Raw genomic sequence first — 15,269 nt, 5'->3', positions numbered from 1 at the left:
CTACAAAAACTCGAGTATAAGCTATTCTAATTTTTGCACAATAAAGCAGACTCTTTTAAAGACTTAAAAGAGGATTAATTTTATAATCTTGGGGATTGTCTCAGAAAAACCGTAGTTGAGAAACATGATTTGCCGATGAAAGCATTTCATTTTTATTCTGTTTTAGGATACGCCCCTAAGGTTACTTGTGTTCTTTGTTCTTGATACACTGGAACAACACCAGCAGGATAAATATTTGTGCTGCCTACTTGTACAATCATTGTAAGATAAACCCTGTCACCAGGACTATATCTGGAAATAGCGTCATTCAAAGTTTGTGGACTATATACGTTGTGTGGCCCTATTTTGGTCATTAAACTACCTGCTAGAATATTGTTTTGATGTAATACGCCACCCAATGTTATTGGTCCTATGATTACACCATTAACGTTCTGCCAGCTTCCACTATATCCGTTTGTCATGTACAAATTATTCTGAAATGAAATGCCATCAATAGCACCTAATGAAGCTTTAAATTTTACTTCTTCAGAAACTAATACAGGTTGGGTAACTGTATGTTGAAGAGATATTATTTTTGTTTGGTTCCAATTCTGAGTCATACTTGCCATTTCACTGCTATTTAACACTCTTCTGAAAGAATTATTTCCACTTCCTGATTGATTACCCCATCTTACTCCATGTGCTAAAAAGCCTACATAGTCATTTTTACCTAAAGCAGCAAGAGCAGCATCAATATTTGGTGTTAAATTTGGGTTATTACTTTTAAGTTCCTCTATATATTTTAGGTGTAATTCTTGTAAAGCTAGATTCCCATCAGCTTTAGCTTTTTCTGCTGCATTTGCATGATTTTGAATTGCTTCTTGTTGAGTTAAACTGGGGAAAAAAGTACTCTCAAATTGTTTGATCATTTGATCATCTGCATCGTACATTTCTATTGTTGTATTCGCGATGCTATTTGATGAATATTGTTGGTTTACTTGCTGGTCAAAAGACGATTTAATTGATTTTTTACTACTTCCCAATCCTAAAAATGACCAACCACTTGAACGTTGGCTAACGCTACTTTGATAAGCTTCACTTAAAAACTGGTCGATAATTGCTGTTGCATTTATGTTAGCACTGATTGAACTTTTTTTAGAATCTCTAAATTTATAGCTAACTAATATTTGTCCATTTCCACCAGCAATTACATTTTTAATATATTCTGTTGGATTATCAATAACAATATTTTTTAAAGTACCCCCAGTTGTAATCCATGTATTAGGCATCCTTTTCGAATACACAATTTCGCTTCCAACTTCTACAATTACTTCTAATTCAGTCAAAGATATTATCTCAGCATTGTAACGGGTATTATACTCATTAATAAGTTGCTGTTGAGGGATAATTAAGCTTGCTTCATACTGATTAGCCATTGCGATTAACTGGTTAGAAATTACAGGAAGTAAATTAGAGTTCATTAGGGGAAATCCCAAGTTGTTCTTTGCAATTTGTGGATAAAATGCTTGAATTGTGGTATTCTTGCTAATTGTTGCAATAATTGCTGCTTTTTGACTTTCATTTGGAAGCGACAAGTCTTGTGTTACTGGAATTATCATTGAGCGGATGTTTTGGTCATCTTGATATGTTTCACGCCCTTGATTATCTAAATATTTTATTTTGTTCAATTCCAGTTTGAAGTTTGGTAATATGAATATCCGAGGTTTTGTAGTACCAGTAGAATTTTCATAGAATCCATGTGAAGTATATGGATAATAACGACTAGAGTTGTCGATTGCAATATAGTTTTCTACATCAAATCGAATAGAATTTGGAGTTACTTGGGCAAATGTTGCTATTGTGTAAAATCCAATGGCTACAAAAATTAAATTGATGTTTTTCATAATTCGATTATTTAAAAGTTACAACTATTTTTTTATTGGGCGTGCTATTTGGTGTTTCAGTTCCATAAAAAGCTTTTTTTAATTTTAAGTAAGCCGTGGCGCTATTTTGAACATTACAGTTGTCAATGTTAGCATTTGTACCAACCAAAATACATCCTTGAATTTCGCTTGTATAGTTTCCCATATGTATTTGAACTCCAGTTCTGTTTGGTACATTGTCAAGTTGAATTCTCCAGCCATCTTTTTTGTCATATCTTAAAATTCCATTGTATGATCCATTTGGAATGCAGCTAATGTTGTTTGAATTATCTGCCCAAGGCAGTTCTAATGTGTAACAAAGAACATCATTATTAGTTATTAGATAACCCATTGTACAGTTATTCGATGAAAATTGTCTTTCAATTGTTACTGTAAAATTGTCTTGGGAATAACCAATTGATGAAAAGAAAACCATTATCAATGCTGTGAATTTTATTGATTTCATATTTTCTTGCTTTTGGTGTTTGTCAGTTTTTTTTATTACTCTAGGAAGAGATTTCAAAAAATCTAAAAATCCTATTAACAAATATAGTTAAATAGCTGCAATAAAAATACAAATTTTATGTTTTTAAAGATGTATTATATTCAAAAATAAAATACTTTATTATCTATAAATGAGTGTTTTACAATATTGTTTGCCTTTGCTAATCCAGTTCGTTTTACGCTGTTCTTTTTGTTTCAAACTAGCAAATTGAATATCAATTACTTTAAAAAAAGATGCCTCAGTAACCTGTTTTTTTCCATTGATTATGTCCACTCTTATCATATAAATCCTCCCCCTCAGATAAAGCCCCACAACCCAAGCAACAATCAAATCTGTAATTTCATACCATTCCTCCAAATAGAGTAGTGGTAAGCAAAAAGTACATGAGAGGTTTTTAGGGCTTAATCTAGGGAAGTCGGGCTATTATACAATTCTACATACTAAAAAAAGATATCTAGTTTTTTTCTTGTTTATGTTGGTTTCCTTGACTTGAATTATATACAAAAGTATTTTTGTAACAACTTGTTAACTATTGATTTAGGAATATTTAATGCATTGTTTAGTGTAAAAAAAAACTCTCACACAAATTCGGATGAGAGTTTTAGATGAGTTTTATTCTTTTATTATTTTTCCTTTTTGTTGAAATCCATTTTCATCCGTGATTACATAGAAATAAATTCCCTTATTTTGTTTTTCAAGACTAATATTCTGGTCGATTTTTGAGTTTTTAATTATCTCCACACCGTTACTATCATATATCGTTACTTTATGATTTTTCAAATCTTTTCCTTCAAAAGTGATTGTTGCATTTGTAGGATTTGGAGCGATTTTAATATCTGTTGCTTGTCTGAACAGACCATTGTAATTGATCCCTTGGCATTCTGGAAATAAATTACCATAAATATCTGCATTAGGGATTGCACATCTAAAATTTTTAGATATTACACTTGTGCAATTTTGGTAAATTGCTTCAACTGTAGCATCAGTTATTCTATTGTCTATAGATGCAGCAACTATTCTTACTCTTGTTGCTTGTGGTGGATAATACTGAACTGAACCATCTTGTCTTGTAATTGTCCAGGAATAAGTTGTACCTGTAGGATAGTTACCACTAACACTTAGGTGGACTGTATCGGATCCGCTTTGAGTGCCATCTACATATTCGTCTAAAATTCCTAGTGTAAAGCTACATAAATCTCCAGTGCTACTGCCAACTGTTACGGTTTTCATGTCTGAACAAGCGCTTATACCGTCTTTGTATTTTGTAACATAAACATTTGCAGTGCCAGAGGCTCCTGTAACACCTTTCAAAATTACAGTAGGAGTTCCCTGACCGGATAAAATAGTTAATTTAGTTGATGGTGATACCACCCAAACGTATGTCCATCCTGTTCCGGTTCCTGCAGGAACACTAAATGAAACACCAGAACTTACTGGGACGTTAGAAGGCTAATTAGTTGAACCACATCCGGATGCAACTTGTCCGAAAGTAAAAGAAACAATTAAAAACAAAATGAAAGTGAAGATTTTTTTCATATATTTAATATTTATTGATTGCCTACTATTATTTTCGGGTTTCTGTTCGGCTTATTTTCCCCGCTACAAATAATCTATATCTTACACCTGTTTGATTTACTTCTTTGGTAAACTGTAAGTTTAAATTTATATCAAGGTTAGATGTAAGATTATCAGTAACTTATTAATGACTTATCAAATATATCTTTTTTTTATCATTTGAGTATTATTGCACTTTTGATTTCTTCTTTTTAAGTTACACAATAATCTCTATTTCTTTCCCATCCATCGTTTATACCCATTCCTCCCCTCATAAATCCTAACCCGCAGATAAAGCCCCACACCCCACACAGCAACAAAACCTATAATTTCATACCATTCCATTTCTCAAAAATAGAATAGAATAGAGAAATGAAGTAGTGCTAAAATGTTTTAATGCTTAATTAACAATAAGTTATGCGGATTTGACAACTTTAAAAATTGAAAATAATGATGTGTTTTTTTCTAACTCATTATGATTTATTTGGAGTTCATGGAACGCGAAAGGATTTGCGTACCAGCGGGGTAAAACCGTGGTTAGCAAATGTGCTTAATTTATAATATTTGATATAAAATAGTTTGCAAATTGAAAACTTTTGTTATATTTGCCATATGAAAATCCTTGTAAAGAAAACAATTTTATATTACATCAAAAAATATCCAATGGCAGAAACACAATTGCTAATTTGGTATAATGAGTTTTCTAAACATGAATTTAATAATTTCAATGAGGTTAAGAATGTTTATGGTAATGCAAGCATAGTAAACAATAGCCGCATTGTTTTCAACATTAAAGGAAATGATTTTAGGTTGATTGTTTCCGCGAATTTTTTACAAGCTGCTTGCTATGTAATTTGGTTTGGAACGCATAAAGAATATGACAAAATCAATGTTGAAACAATTGCTTTTGACACAACAATTTTAACAAACAAAATGATTTAATTATGAACTGGAAAGTATTAAAAACAGAAGACGATTATAACAAAGCTTCAATACGAATGATGGAGATATTTAACGCAGAACCTAATACTCCTGAAAGTGATGAATTGGATTTGCTTATTGTTTTAGTCAAAGATTATGATGAAAAGCATTATCAATTACCTCAGTTAGACGCTTTGGAAGTAATCAAATATAAAATGCAGGAAATGGGAATAAAGGCAAAAGATCTTGAACCAATTATTGGAAGCAAAGGTCACGTTTCTGCAATTTTATCAGGCAAAAGAGAAATCACTTTAAAAATGGCGCAGAAGCTAAAAGATTATTTTAAAATTCCTGCAGAAGTCTTTTTACACAGTGCGTAAATAGCATTTTTGCTAACTAGTAAATACCATCAAATATAAACAACTTTTTTATCATTTGTAAAATAAAATAGAGGCTGAGGCATCTATTTCTTTTCTTTACAATTATCATTTCGTTTATACCCATTCCTCCCCTCATAAATCCTACCTCTCAAATAAAGACCCACAACCCACACAGCAACTAAACCTAAAATTTTATACCATTCCATTTCTCAAAAATAGAATAGAATAGAGAAATGAAGTAGTGCTAAAATGTTTTAATTCTTAATTAACAAGAAGTTATGCGGATTTGACAACTCTAAAATTAAAATGAAACCAATTGTTTTTTGGCTTGTGATGATTTATTTGGAGTTCATGGAACTCGAAAGGATTCGCACACCAGCGGGGGAACCGTTGGCATATTACTAGTCAAAACTTTCACCAAACAACCAATTTTTCTCTTCTTTGTCAGATAATGTTAATCTAATACTTTTCCTTATTTTTTCTTTTTCTACTTCCGTTAAAATATTTATTTGATTATTATCATCTAAAATTTCATTTAATGTATTCTCTCCAATATTTAAAAAATACTGAAAATTATCATCCTTCACAAGCTCAAGAATCACTTTAAATATTGTAGTTTTTTGCCTTGGATCCATTTCAGAAAAAATGCAACCATCGTGCGCTAAAAAATTCAGTAAATTTTTGTTTAATAAATATAATAGAACATCATAACAAAATATTTTTACCTCTCCAACGCCCTGGGAGCCTTCTTTTGGAATGTGAGAGTTGATATTGAAAAGATACTTAGCAGAAGGAGCTTCTTCAATTTTAAATGAGCCACCTTGATTATCGTAAAATTGCTTTACTAAATCTCTGAATATTTTCTCTATTTCATTATGTTCCTTTTGGTTTTTATCAAGATAGACAATGCTTTCTTGTTTTAAAACTGCATTCCTAACATCCAAATTACTTTTGTCCTTTTTAAAATCACTTAGTATATTTTCATATTTTTCTAAATCATTTTTTTGATTTTCAAGAGTTTTAATTCTATCTTTAATACTATCGCGTTCTTCTAGTGCACCACTATTATTTAAGTCTTTTAAAATAGAATCTCTTTCAGTAGAAATAATTTCTTTATCAGCCTGAAGTTTTATTAATAAAAGTTTTAACTCATTAATTTCAATTGTTAACCTTTTTTTTCTATTGCTGATTAAATTTTTATGAAATTCCTGTGCTTCTTCCAGCTTTTTTGTAACCATTTCTTTGAAAAAGAAATTAGCTTCACTAAAAATATTTTCAATTTTTGAATTATCAATATTGGTGTTTTTTGAATCTTCTAAGCTAAGTTCTTTTCTTTTTAAAATTTTATCATTAAAAAACATTTTATTTCTAATTTCATTTAACTGTGCTGTTAGGTCATCAGCTTTTTGTTTTAACAAATCAAAGTTTTCAGCTATAATGAAGTTTTTTAATTGTCCTTCTAACTTAATAATTTCATCTTTTAAATCATTTATATTAGAACTATCTAGTGCCTTTTTATATTCTTGAATTGTAGTTTTAGCTTTCTCTAATTTTTCTAACTTGTTTTTTACAGAGAAACTTTCTTCAACCAATTTCAAATCTAATTTAAGTAAGAATAGATTAACATACCTTTGGTAGTAGTCTTCAATAGGTCGAGCCTGTTGTGTTAAAATATTGCTGTAATAACCTGTCTCGCTGCTATGTTTTCTTGCAAAACAATTTAAAATTTGTTTAAAAGATGGTTTTGCCTCTTCATTACCAAGAAATAATTTATTTAATTCTTTAGGAAAATTTGTTTGAGTATTTTTTTTACCATCTAAATAATATTCTTTTTGTGAAAAGTTCTTTTTTATGATGTGTTCTTTACCTTTATGAATAAAGGAAAGTTCAAAATCTCCATATTTAGACAAAAATTCTTTAAGTTTTATTTCTGATTTTGATTTAAACTTTGAACCAAATAAGTAATGAATTAAAGACAATGACATACTTTTGCCGATACCATTAATTGACTTTTTTTGCTCTTTAGTCAATTGAGTACCAACAACAATATTTAAACCTTTTTCAAAGTTTATTGTTTTAAATTTTGGATTACTAGACGTTAATTTTAATAATTGCATTGTTCTCCATTACTTTATTTGTTATATATAGAAAATCAACAGACAGTATCAATTTTTCTATTGTTATTTTTTTATAGTATCTTTTATTGAACTCATCAAATAAGTCATCTAAAGTCATCTCTTTTTCTTTTAATATTTCAATAATTAAAGCTGAAATACTTAATAGACTGTCAACTGGCTGTATTGTTTTTGTAGGTAATATCATTTTTTTAAACCAATATCACAAATTTCAAAAAAGAAAGAAATTATAATCCAACTAATAGACATTGAATTAAAATCTTTAATATCTATCTTACTTTCCAAGCTAGTATGTAAATTACTGATAATTTTATTAAAATCTATCTTATGAATTTGACATAAATCGCTTAACTCTGCTAATGTTTTCCTCTCCAATTCTATTTTAGATACTTTTGACAATAATAAGTCAAATAAAATTTGTTTATATAAATCATCAACTAAAAATTTTCTCAAATCATCTAAAATATTGTCTTCATTATTTACTAAACTTATGTAATCTAAACCTTTATTAATCTCACTTTCTATTCGACTATTTAGGTTGTTCAATTTAATTTTATCATTTGTATCAATTGTCCCAAAATCGTCATCATAGTTTGGTTTTTTATTTGTAAAATTTTTAATTAAATGCTTAAAAACAAGATTTAAAACAATTTCATCAGTGTATTTTTCAGTATTCTTTTTGAAATATTTATTGTTTAATTCTATTAATTTTGAAGTTTCCAGACTTTCAATTTTCTTAATTAAATCGGTGTAATCAAATAAACAATCATTTAAATCAACACCATATTTTTTTTTGTATTCCTCAATCGTGTCTTTATTAGGTTTTGATTTGTCTAATAGATAAAATATTTTAATTGAGTAACCTTCATATTTCTCAAACTTTAGTGCATTAAAAGTATTATCAATTTTTTCTCTAGTTCTAGTCGTTGTAATTTGCAATGCTAGTTTTTCAGTTTTATCAACTAAATCTATACAAGAATTATTTTGACTGTCAAAATTTTCATTTTCGTAATTTTTATCATAAACGAATTTAAACACATCTCTAAAATAGTTTTCTCCGTGAATATTTAAACCATATTCATTGATTAATTGACGCTGTTCAATATCATATCTTGTTATGGCTAATACTCGACTAATACTATTAAATGCTTCCTGTCTTAAATCAATCATTGTTTTATTTCTATTTTAAAAAAAGTTTTATTGACTTTGCAAAGATACAAATGTTGCAGGATAATTAATTTATTCTAATTTCACACTTACTTTTCAAAGTTAGTTTTTCCGTTTGTGCAGTCGGCTTTTACACTGAGCGATAACTTATATATCCGAGACAAACCTTCTCATATACACCCAAAATCGAGTAGATTGACGAAGCTTTGTTTCCCTTTATATTATAATCAAATATATTTATTTTTTCTTACAAATCATCCTGAATTGATAAGTTCTTAAACAAAAAAATAGATACCTAAGCACCTATTTTTTCTTCCTCCATCTATCATTCCGTTTATACCCATTCCGCTCCTCATAAATCCTACCCCTTAGATAAAGACCCACAAACCACATAACAACTAAACCTAAAATTTTATACCATTCCATTCCTCAAAAATAGAACAGTGCTTTGAGAATACTAGTATTCTCAAAGCAGTTACACCCGAATTGACAAGAAGTTATCCCAATTTGATAAGTAAAAAAGAACTTTAAAAATTATTAAAATACTCGTCAAATTTTGTAACAATTAAACTGAAAGTATAGTAGTTCAATTCAATAGAAGTTTCATTTTAAATTTGTACAACAAAAGATATTCAAGAAAAATAAAAGCATTTTAAAATTGTGTTTTAATTGTAAATTTTGGCATATCATAGAGTATTGATTTTACAATTCTATTGGTGAAACGAAGTTTTCTAAGTTGAATCTTGTAATTTTGATATTCTTCGTAATTTATTCTTGGATCAAAAACAATGTCGTCTATTATTTCTAATGGATTGAACAAATAAGGATATATGTTAATTTTTGCTCTTTGAGGTTTAAATTTGGTATTAATTATTAATCGTACTTCATTTTCATGCTTGAAAGGTAATCTTTTAAATAAGAGAGATTGAATCATGCCCTTACCTGTTGGCTCAATTAACCAATGTATTGCATTTTTATCTAAATGTTGACAAAGTTTAGTTGTTGAATAGTATTGTACTTTTCCTAAAAAACAACTAAAATCGTTAATTTGATTTCCTGTATCAATAAACAATGATTTTAATAATTTCCTTGGTGTTGTAGTAATTCTTGCACCATTTTTATTTGGAGAATATATTCGCCACATGGCATCACTTTCACGAGTTTGTGTCCAACATTGTCCATAAAAATTGTCTCTGAAACCAATACAAATATCTCTTTCGTCTTCAGTTTTTTGATTAATGAAAGAACTCATTATGTGATTTTCAAATGGATCTTCCCAAAGTTTTGGACTGACTAGGACATTCTGATGAGTTCTGAAAATCTCAAATAATCTTTCTACGGTTAGAAATCTAAATATGGGTTTGTCAATATCTTCCTCTTTAAAATTTAAAAAGTTTTTCTCCATAATAAGTATGCTGAAATATTGTTGCTAACTATCAATTAATTTTATTTTTGTCTACATTTTTACTGGTAATGACGCTTTTATGAAGGGCTACATATTTATCGTAAATCTCTTTCTTTTGCTTATGTGTAAGAATTCCAACTTCGGATTCTTTTTTTGCACCTTCCCATTCTAGTTTCAAAAGAAACTGTGTTAGTTCGATAAGACGTTCAATTGTTTCAGATGGATCTTTGTCAGACTTAAGCATCACTTCATTTGTCAATAAGATAATTTGATTGTCCCAGTAATCATCCATTGGATTTAGATACAACCTAATTAAATATTTAAGTGAATCTGATTCTTTGTGAAGTTCCCAATACTGCTCATAAGAAAGTTTTGAAATTCGATTACTATAACTGGTGGCTAATGCACAGAATCTTGAAATACTCTCTCTTAATTCTTGTATATATTTAATTCTTGATGCGGTTACTGAATTAATAAAAGTAGTTTTTTTAGAATTATTAAAAGTAATGTAGAGGTTTATCGAACCAACTATAAAAGTTAAACCAATTCCAACTAATGTAACTATTTCTATATTTGTCATGCTTTATTATTTTTTTCTCTTTTTAATTCGTCATTTTTCATTTGTTTCACAAGCTCTTCAATTTTTTCATCAGTAAATCCCATTTTTAACTTGTATTCCTTATAATAGGAAGTTAATGTAGAATCTAAATTTTCTGATTGTTCAATGAAATCGCAGAAATATTTCAACATTTCCTTTCTTCCCAGTTCTGAGTAGCTTTTTTGAATCTCTATTTTAAAGTATTTGTGTACTAGATAGTTTCTTTTCTCTAAAATAGTTTCTAAATCCCTAATCGTTTTTTCAGAAAGTTGGTAGCTATTTTTAACATCGTTAATATATTTACCCATTGTTTTTTTTGAGTTTTCAATCGCGTCTATTATTTCTCTTACTTCTTTATTAGTTTTTACCTTATTTTTAAATATTCCATCAAGCCACAACATTGTTGAGAATGTCTCTTCTAAAATTTGACCAAAATAGATAGCAAGTCCAAAATATGCGTAAATGGTCTTATGTTTTCCATCTTCATTTTCACTTTCATATTCTTCTAAGGCAGTTTCGTATCGAGTCATTTTATATTACGGTTAACAAATTTATAATATAAGACATTTAATGATTTTTTAGATTATTTAAATTTCTTATCACTAAAGTAGTAAATAACTCAATTTAACAATCGGGTATAAATACTTATTTTTCAAAAACTTAATTAAAATAGAATCATTTTCGATTTTCCGTAAACTCAATTAATAAAAAAAGATGCATATGCATCTTTTTTTATTAATTGAAATATTTACAAACTAACAAATGAATTTATTCATTTTCTGCTTTATATTTCTGAATATCGAATTCAAAACCAAATAAATCTTTCGGATGTACATTTAGTGCTAATGCAAATTTAGCCAAGGTTTTTATGGTCAAATTTCTTTTTCCTTGCTCATATTTACTCACTTCTCCTGAATCAATTCCAGTTATAAACTCAATATCATGTTGAGTTTGTTTATTTTTAATTCTGATTTCAGTCAATTTATTTCCTATGTGTTTTTGTAAGTCTTTGCTAATGTCCATGTTTACTTCATTTAGAAGCAAATTGCATTATTTTAACAAAAATACTATTGGGATATATCCCACTATTTAAAAAAGTTTGATATATTTGCTTTTAATTACATAGTAAGATGTAATTTTGCGATTCTTCAAAAAACATTGAAGCATTCGCTTAGAATCTCGTTTCAGAAAACTGGTAATTTTTAACACACGAGATAATAAGTATGATGCTCACGTCCTGCGGCGTGGGCTCTCTTATTCGTGTGTAGGGTATACCAGTACCTCTGAAACGTTTAAGTTGAGTTCCACGCTTTTTTTATTTCCCCAATCGATACTCACTTCATTCTAAGCACTGCTTTATTTTCAAAAAGTTTCGCAATAGGTCTCATCAATTAATTTTTTAGTTAGTGGGAAAGATGCCGCTCAACCTTGGCTGCAACAAGCACGAGCGGCATACTTTCCGTAACCCTTAAAACAAGTAGCCTATGGTATAAAAACAAGAAAAAGCTCAGCCACAAAAATCTTTGCGTCTCTGCGACTTTGCGAGCAAACCAAAAAGCGAAGCGTCAAAAATCAATGCATAAGTGGCAAAAAAAGAGTCTTAGCAACTCAAAAAAAGTCCCCTAAACCGTCGGCAAACAAGCTAGAGGACCAGAATAAACAAAACCAATGTTTCATTTAACCAACACAAAAGTATGAATAAAAATGCATTCTTTAGGTATTGGGCAACCCAACTTATGCCCAATCTCATCATCGCTTTACTGGTGTTAACCACCATGACTACACAAGCACAAAACAACAGTATTAAAGGCACGGTATCCGACCATTTAGGACCTTTAGCAGGAGTAACTATCACCATTAAAGGTGCTAAAGCGGGTGCTTTAACCGATTTTAGTGGCAATTTTCAAATCCAAGCCCAAGTAAACGATGTCCTGGTTTTTTCCTTCATTGGTTATCAAACTCAGGAAGTGCTCCTTACTTCTACAAATCCCATACAGGTAAAACTACAAGAAGCTACTACAACACTCAAAGAAATCACCATAAACGCTGGATATTATAACGTAAAAGAAAAAGAACGCACTGGAAGTATCGCCAAAGTAAAAGCCAAAGAAATAGCCCAACAACCTGTGGCCAATCCGCTTGCGGCGATGCAAGGAAGAATGACGGGGGTGTACATCACACAAGAATCGGGAACCGCAGGAGGAGGTTTCAATATTAGAATCAGAGGAACCAATAGTATACGAGCCGAAGGTAACGAGCCCTTGTATATTGTGAACGGTATGCCTTATGCTTCGCAAACGCTGGGCAATACTACTTTAATCTCTGGAATATTACCCAATACCAACAATCCGTTGAACACCATCAATCCAGCAGACATTGAAAGCATCGAAGTATTAAAAGATGCCGATGCTACCGCTATTTATGGTTCGAGAGGCGCCAATGGTGTGGTCTTAATTACCACCAAAAAAGGAAAACAAGGAAAGACACAATTTACAGGACAAGCCTTTACAACCGTAGGAACGATCACCCGAAAACTGGATTTGCTAAACACCAATGCATATGTAGCGATGCGGCAACAAGCATTTGCTAATGATGGTATTAGTACCTTGCCTGTTGATGCTTATGATAGTAACGGTACTTGGGATAGCAACCGTTATACCGATTGGCAAAAAGAACTTATTGGGGGCACTGCAATCATTAACAATTTGCAAGGTACTTTATCAGGCGGTAGTGGTCAAACCCAATATCTTATTGGTGGAACGTTAAGGAATGAAACCACAGTATTTCCTGGAGAGAACGATTACAAGCGAGGGGTTATAAACACCAATATCAATCACCTATCAGACGATGCTAAATTCAATTTGCAGTTTAGTGCCAATTACAGTGCTGATAAAAACACCTTGCCAGGAGTAGATCTTACGCGATTTGCCTATACATTAGCCCCTAATGCTCCCGCCTTGTATCAGGAAGATGGGAGCTTGAATTGGGAGAACGGTACTTTTGACAATCCTCTTGGGTTTTTAAATGCTACTTATCGATCCAATACCAATACGTTGCTTTCAAATCTTCAATTGGGATACAAATTGTTGCCTACATTGGAGTTGAAATCCAATCTCGGGTATACCGATACGCGCATCATGGAACGCAGAACTATCCCAACCACCGCGTATAATCCGTTTGATGTAATAACAAATGATAGGGCTACTTTATACCTAAACAACAGTAACCGTCAATCTTGGATTATAGAACCGCAGCTTCATTGGAGCAACCAATGGAGTGCTTTGAAAATCGATGCCTTAATGGGTACTACCTTTCAAAAAGACTTGGCGCAGCAATTGGTGCAATCGGGTTCTGGGTTTACCAGTAATGCGCTAATCAATACTTTAGCCGCTGCTAGCAACCGAGAAGTGCTAAATCACGATGAAATCCTTTATAAATACCATGCGTTTTTTGGGAGGTTGAATTTGAATTGGGACGAAAAGTACCTTTTAAACCTAACCGGAAGACGAGATGGTTCCAGTCGTTTTGGTCCTGGAAATCGCTTTGCCAATTTTGGAGCCATTGGAGCTGCGTGGGTGTTTTCAAATGAAAATTTTATAAAAAATCATGTTCCTGTTATCAGTTTTGGAAAACTAAGAGGCAGTATAGGAACTACGGGTAATGACCAAATAGGAGACTATCAATTTTTAGATACGTATAGCATTACTGCGAATAATTATCAGGGAATAATAGGACTACAACCCACACGCTTGTTTAATCCAAATTTTGGTTGGGAAACCAATAAAAAAATGGAGTTAGCATTAGAACTAGGGCTTTGGCAGGATCGTATTTTTGTAACCACTGCCTATTTTTCAAATCGTTCCGACAATCAGTTGGTAGGCGTGCCACTTCCTGGCACAACGGGTTTCCCTTCCATACAAGCAAATTTTGATGCCACTGTGCAAAATACGGGAATTGAAATTGACGTAAGAACCGTAAACATTAGTAAGAATAATTTCAAATGGACAACTACCTTCAACTTTACACAACCCAAAAACGAATTAATAGCCTTTAAAAATTTAGCAGGTTCCACCTATGCCAATACATTAGTTGTAGGACAGCCATTAAACATTATAAAGCTTTACAACCTTACCGGAATTGATGCAGGGAGTGGCGTTTACCAATTTCAAGATTACGATAACGATGGTCAACTATCAGCACCAAATGACCGTCAAGTGGTTGGTAATTTGAATCCAGAGTGGTTTGGTGGTCTGGGCAATCAGCTAAGCTATAAAAAGTGGGAATTGGATTTTCTTTTTCAATTTGTGAAACAAGAAGGACGAAATTTTGGGTATTTCTTTTCTGCGCCGGGTAGTTTTTCCAATCAACCTTCTGAGGTGGTCAACAATTGGGCAACTAATGGTGCTGGTGCGGTATCGCAACTTTACACATCGGGTGCTAATCCAGCAGCAGTGCAAGCTTTTTCTTATTATAGGGATAGTAATGGCATTCTTAGTGATGCTTCATTTGTGCGACTAAAAAGCGTTAGCTTGTCCTACAATTTACCTAAAATAGGTTCTGGTTCTTTTTCGGGTCGTATTTATTTGCAAGGACAAAACCTTTTGACTTTTACCCAATATCGCGGTGCCGACCCTGAAAATCAAACCTCAGGATTTCTCCCTCCATTAAAACAATGGACGCTTGGTATCCAATTCAATTTATAA

At 31.4% G+C, this 15,269-nt stretch carries 13 protein-coding genes; 3 read left to right on the top strand and 10 right to left on the bottom strand.

Annotation, left to right across the window (positions count from 1 at the left end):
• Positions 1–152: 152 nt before the first annotated feature.
• From BUE95_RS08005 to BUE95_RS07990, 3 genes are all read right to left on the bottom strand, one after another.
• Positions 153–1,883 (bottom strand): hypothetical protein, encoded by a 1,731-nt coding sequence (locus BUE95_RS08005; RefSeq protein WP_073583204.1) that lies wholly within the window; start codon positions 1,881–1,883, stop codon positions 153–155.
• A 7-nt stretch (positions 1,884–1,890) separates the two neighbouring features.
• The gene (locus BUE95_RS08000) at positions 1,891–2,367 is read right to left on the bottom strand and encodes a DUF5675 family protein (protein ID WP_143165248.1); all 477 of its coding nucleotides are present in this window, start codon (positions 2,365–2,367) and stop codon (positions 1,891–1,893) included.
• Between the two features lie 651 nt (positions 2,368–3,018).
• Entirely contained in the window at positions 3,019–3,777 is a 759-nt protein-coding gene (locus BUE95_RS07990) for a T9SS type A sorting domain-containing protein (RefSeq protein WP_073583198.1), read from the bottom strand.
• Between the two features lie 846 nt (positions 3,778–4,623).
• Here BUE95_RS07990 and BUE95_RS07985 point away from each other — a divergent pair.
• Both BUE95_RS07985 and BUE95_RS07980 read left to right on the top strand, forming a co-directional pair.
• Positions 4,624–4,902: a type II toxin-antitoxin system HigB family toxin gene (locus tag BUE95_RS07985; protein WP_234977640.1), complete on the top strand. Its 279-nt coding sequence runs from the start codon at positions 4,624–4,626 to the stop codon at positions 4,900–4,902.
• A 2-nt stretch (positions 4,903–4,904) separates the two neighbouring features.
• A complete protein-coding gene (locus tag BUE95_RS07980; RefSeq protein ID WP_073583194.1) occupies positions 4,905–5,261 on the top strand; it encodes a helix-turn-helix domain-containing protein in 357 nt (118 codons plus the stop codon).
• Positions 5,262–5,662: 401 nt separating this feature from the next.
• On the opposite strand, the gene BUE95_RS07975 is transcribed toward BUE95_RS07980, so the two are convergent.
• The 7 genes from BUE95_RS07975 to BUE95_RS07945 all read right to left on the bottom strand — a co-directional run bounded on the left by BUE95_RS07975 (position 5,663) and on the right by BUE95_RS07945 (position 11,589).
• The gene (locus BUE95_RS07975) at positions 5,663–7,378 is read right to left on the bottom strand and encodes a DUF2326 domain-containing protein (protein ID WP_073583192.1); all 1,716 of its coding nucleotides are present in this window, start codon (positions 7,376–7,378) and stop codon (positions 5,663–5,665) included.
• Positions 7,353–7,583, bottom strand: a complete 231-nt coding sequence (locus tag BUE95_RS07970) for an ABC-three component system middle component 6 (protein ID WP_073583190.1) — start codon at positions 7,581–7,583, stop codon at positions 7,353–7,355. The genes BUE95_RS07975 and BUE95_RS07970 overlap by 26 nt, the downstream gene beginning before the upstream one ends.
• Positions 7,580–8,566, bottom strand: coding sequence for an SMEK domain-containing protein (locus tag BUE95_RS07965; RefSeq protein ID WP_073583188.1), 987 nt, complete (start codon positions 8,564–8,566; stop codon positions 7,580–7,582). Before BUE95_RS07965 ends, BUE95_RS07970 begins: the two co-directional genes overlap by 4 nt.
• Positions 8,567–9,215: 649 nt before the next feature.
• Entirely contained in the window at positions 9,216–9,968 is a 753-nt protein-coding gene (locus BUE95_RS07960; RefSeq protein ID WP_073583186.1) for a DUF2971 domain-containing protein, read from the bottom strand.
• Positions 9,969–9,999: 31 nt separating this feature from the next.
• Positions 10,000–10,548 (bottom strand): hypothetical protein, encoded by a 549-nt coding sequence (locus BUE95_RS07955; protein ID WP_073583184.1) that lies wholly within the window; start codon positions 10,546–10,548, stop codon positions 10,000–10,002.
• Positions 10,545–11,096 carry a hypothetical protein gene (locus BUE95_RS07950; protein WP_073583182.1) on the bottom strand — a complete coding sequence of 184 codons (552 nt, stop codon included), beginning with the start codon at positions 11,094–11,096 and terminating at the stop codon, positions 10,545–10,547. The genes BUE95_RS07955 and BUE95_RS07950 overlap by 4 nt, the downstream gene beginning before the upstream one ends.
• 238 nt (positions 11,097–11,334) lie before the next feature.
• Positions 11,335–11,589: a helix-turn-helix domain-containing protein gene (locus BUE95_RS07945; RefSeq protein WP_073583180.1), complete on the bottom strand. Its 255-nt coding sequence runs from the start codon at positions 11,587–11,589 to the stop codon at positions 11,335–11,337.
• A 671-nt stretch (positions 11,590–12,260) separates the two neighbouring features.
• On the opposite strand from BUE95_RS07945, the gene BUE95_RS07940 reads away from it, so the two are divergent.
• Positions 12,261–15,269, top strand: a complete 3,009-nt coding sequence (locus BUE95_RS07940) for a SusC/RagA family TonB-linked outer membrane protein (RefSeq protein ID WP_073583178.1) — start codon at positions 12,261–12,263, stop codon at positions 15,267–15,269.

The sequence above is a fragment of the Flavobacterium cucumis genome (assembly GCF_900148835.1).
GTDB lineage: Bacteria > Bacteroidota > Bacteroidia > Flavobacteriales > Flavobacteriaceae > Flavobacterium > Flavobacterium cucumis.
Note: the sequence above shows the minus strand (reverse complement) of the source record. Positions and strands in the feature narration are given on the sequence as shown.

Excerpts from the sequence above, each read along its gene's own strand:
- BUE95_RS07955 (WP_073583184.1), bottom strand. The coding sequence starts at position 10,548 with ATGACAAATATAGAAATAGTTACATTAGTTGGAATTGGTTTAACTTTT.
- BUE95_RS07970 (WP_073583190.1), bottom strand. The coding sequence starts at position 7,583 with ATGATATTACCTACAAAAACAATACAGCCAGTTGACAGTCTATTAAGT.
- BUE95_RS07965 (WP_073583188.1), bottom strand. The coding sequence starts at position 8,566 with ATGATTGATTTAAGACAGGAAGCATTTAATAGTATTAGTCGAGTATTA.
- BUE95_RS07980 (WP_073583194.1), top strand. The coding sequence starts at position 4,905 with ATGAACTGGAAAGTATTAAAAACAGAAGACGATTATAACAAAGCTTCA.
- BUE95_RS08005 (WP_073583204.1), bottom strand. The coding sequence starts at position 1,883 with ATGAAAAACATCAATTTAATTTTTGTAGCCATTGGATTTTACACAATA.
- BUE95_RS08000 (WP_143165248.1), bottom strand. The coding sequence starts at position 2,367 with ATGAAATCAATAAAATTCACAGCATTGATAATGGTTTTCTTTTCATCA.
- BUE95_RS07945 (WP_073583180.1), bottom strand. The coding sequence starts at position 11,589 with ATGGACATTAGCAAAGACTTACAAAAACACATAGGAAATAAATTGACT.
- BUE95_RS07975 (WP_073583192.1), bottom strand. The coding sequence starts at position 7,378 with ATGCAATTATTAAAATTAACGTCTAGTAATCCAAAATTTAAAACAATA.
- BUE95_RS07950 (WP_073583182.1), bottom strand. The coding sequence starts at position 11,096 with ATGACTCGATACGAAACTGCCTTAGAAGAATATGAAAGTGAAAATGAA.
- BUE95_RS07985 (WP_234977640.1), top strand. The coding sequence starts at position 4,624 with ATGGCAGAAACACAATTGCTAATTTGGTATAATGAGTTTTCTAAACAT.
- BUE95_RS07960 (WP_073583186.1), bottom strand. The coding sequence starts at position 9,968 with ATGGAGAAAAACTTTTTAAATTTTAAAGAGGAAGATATTGACAAACCC.
- BUE95_RS07940 (WP_073583178.1), top strand. The coding sequence starts at position 12,261 with ATGAATAAAAATGCATTCTTTAGGTATTGGGCAACCCAACTTATGCCC.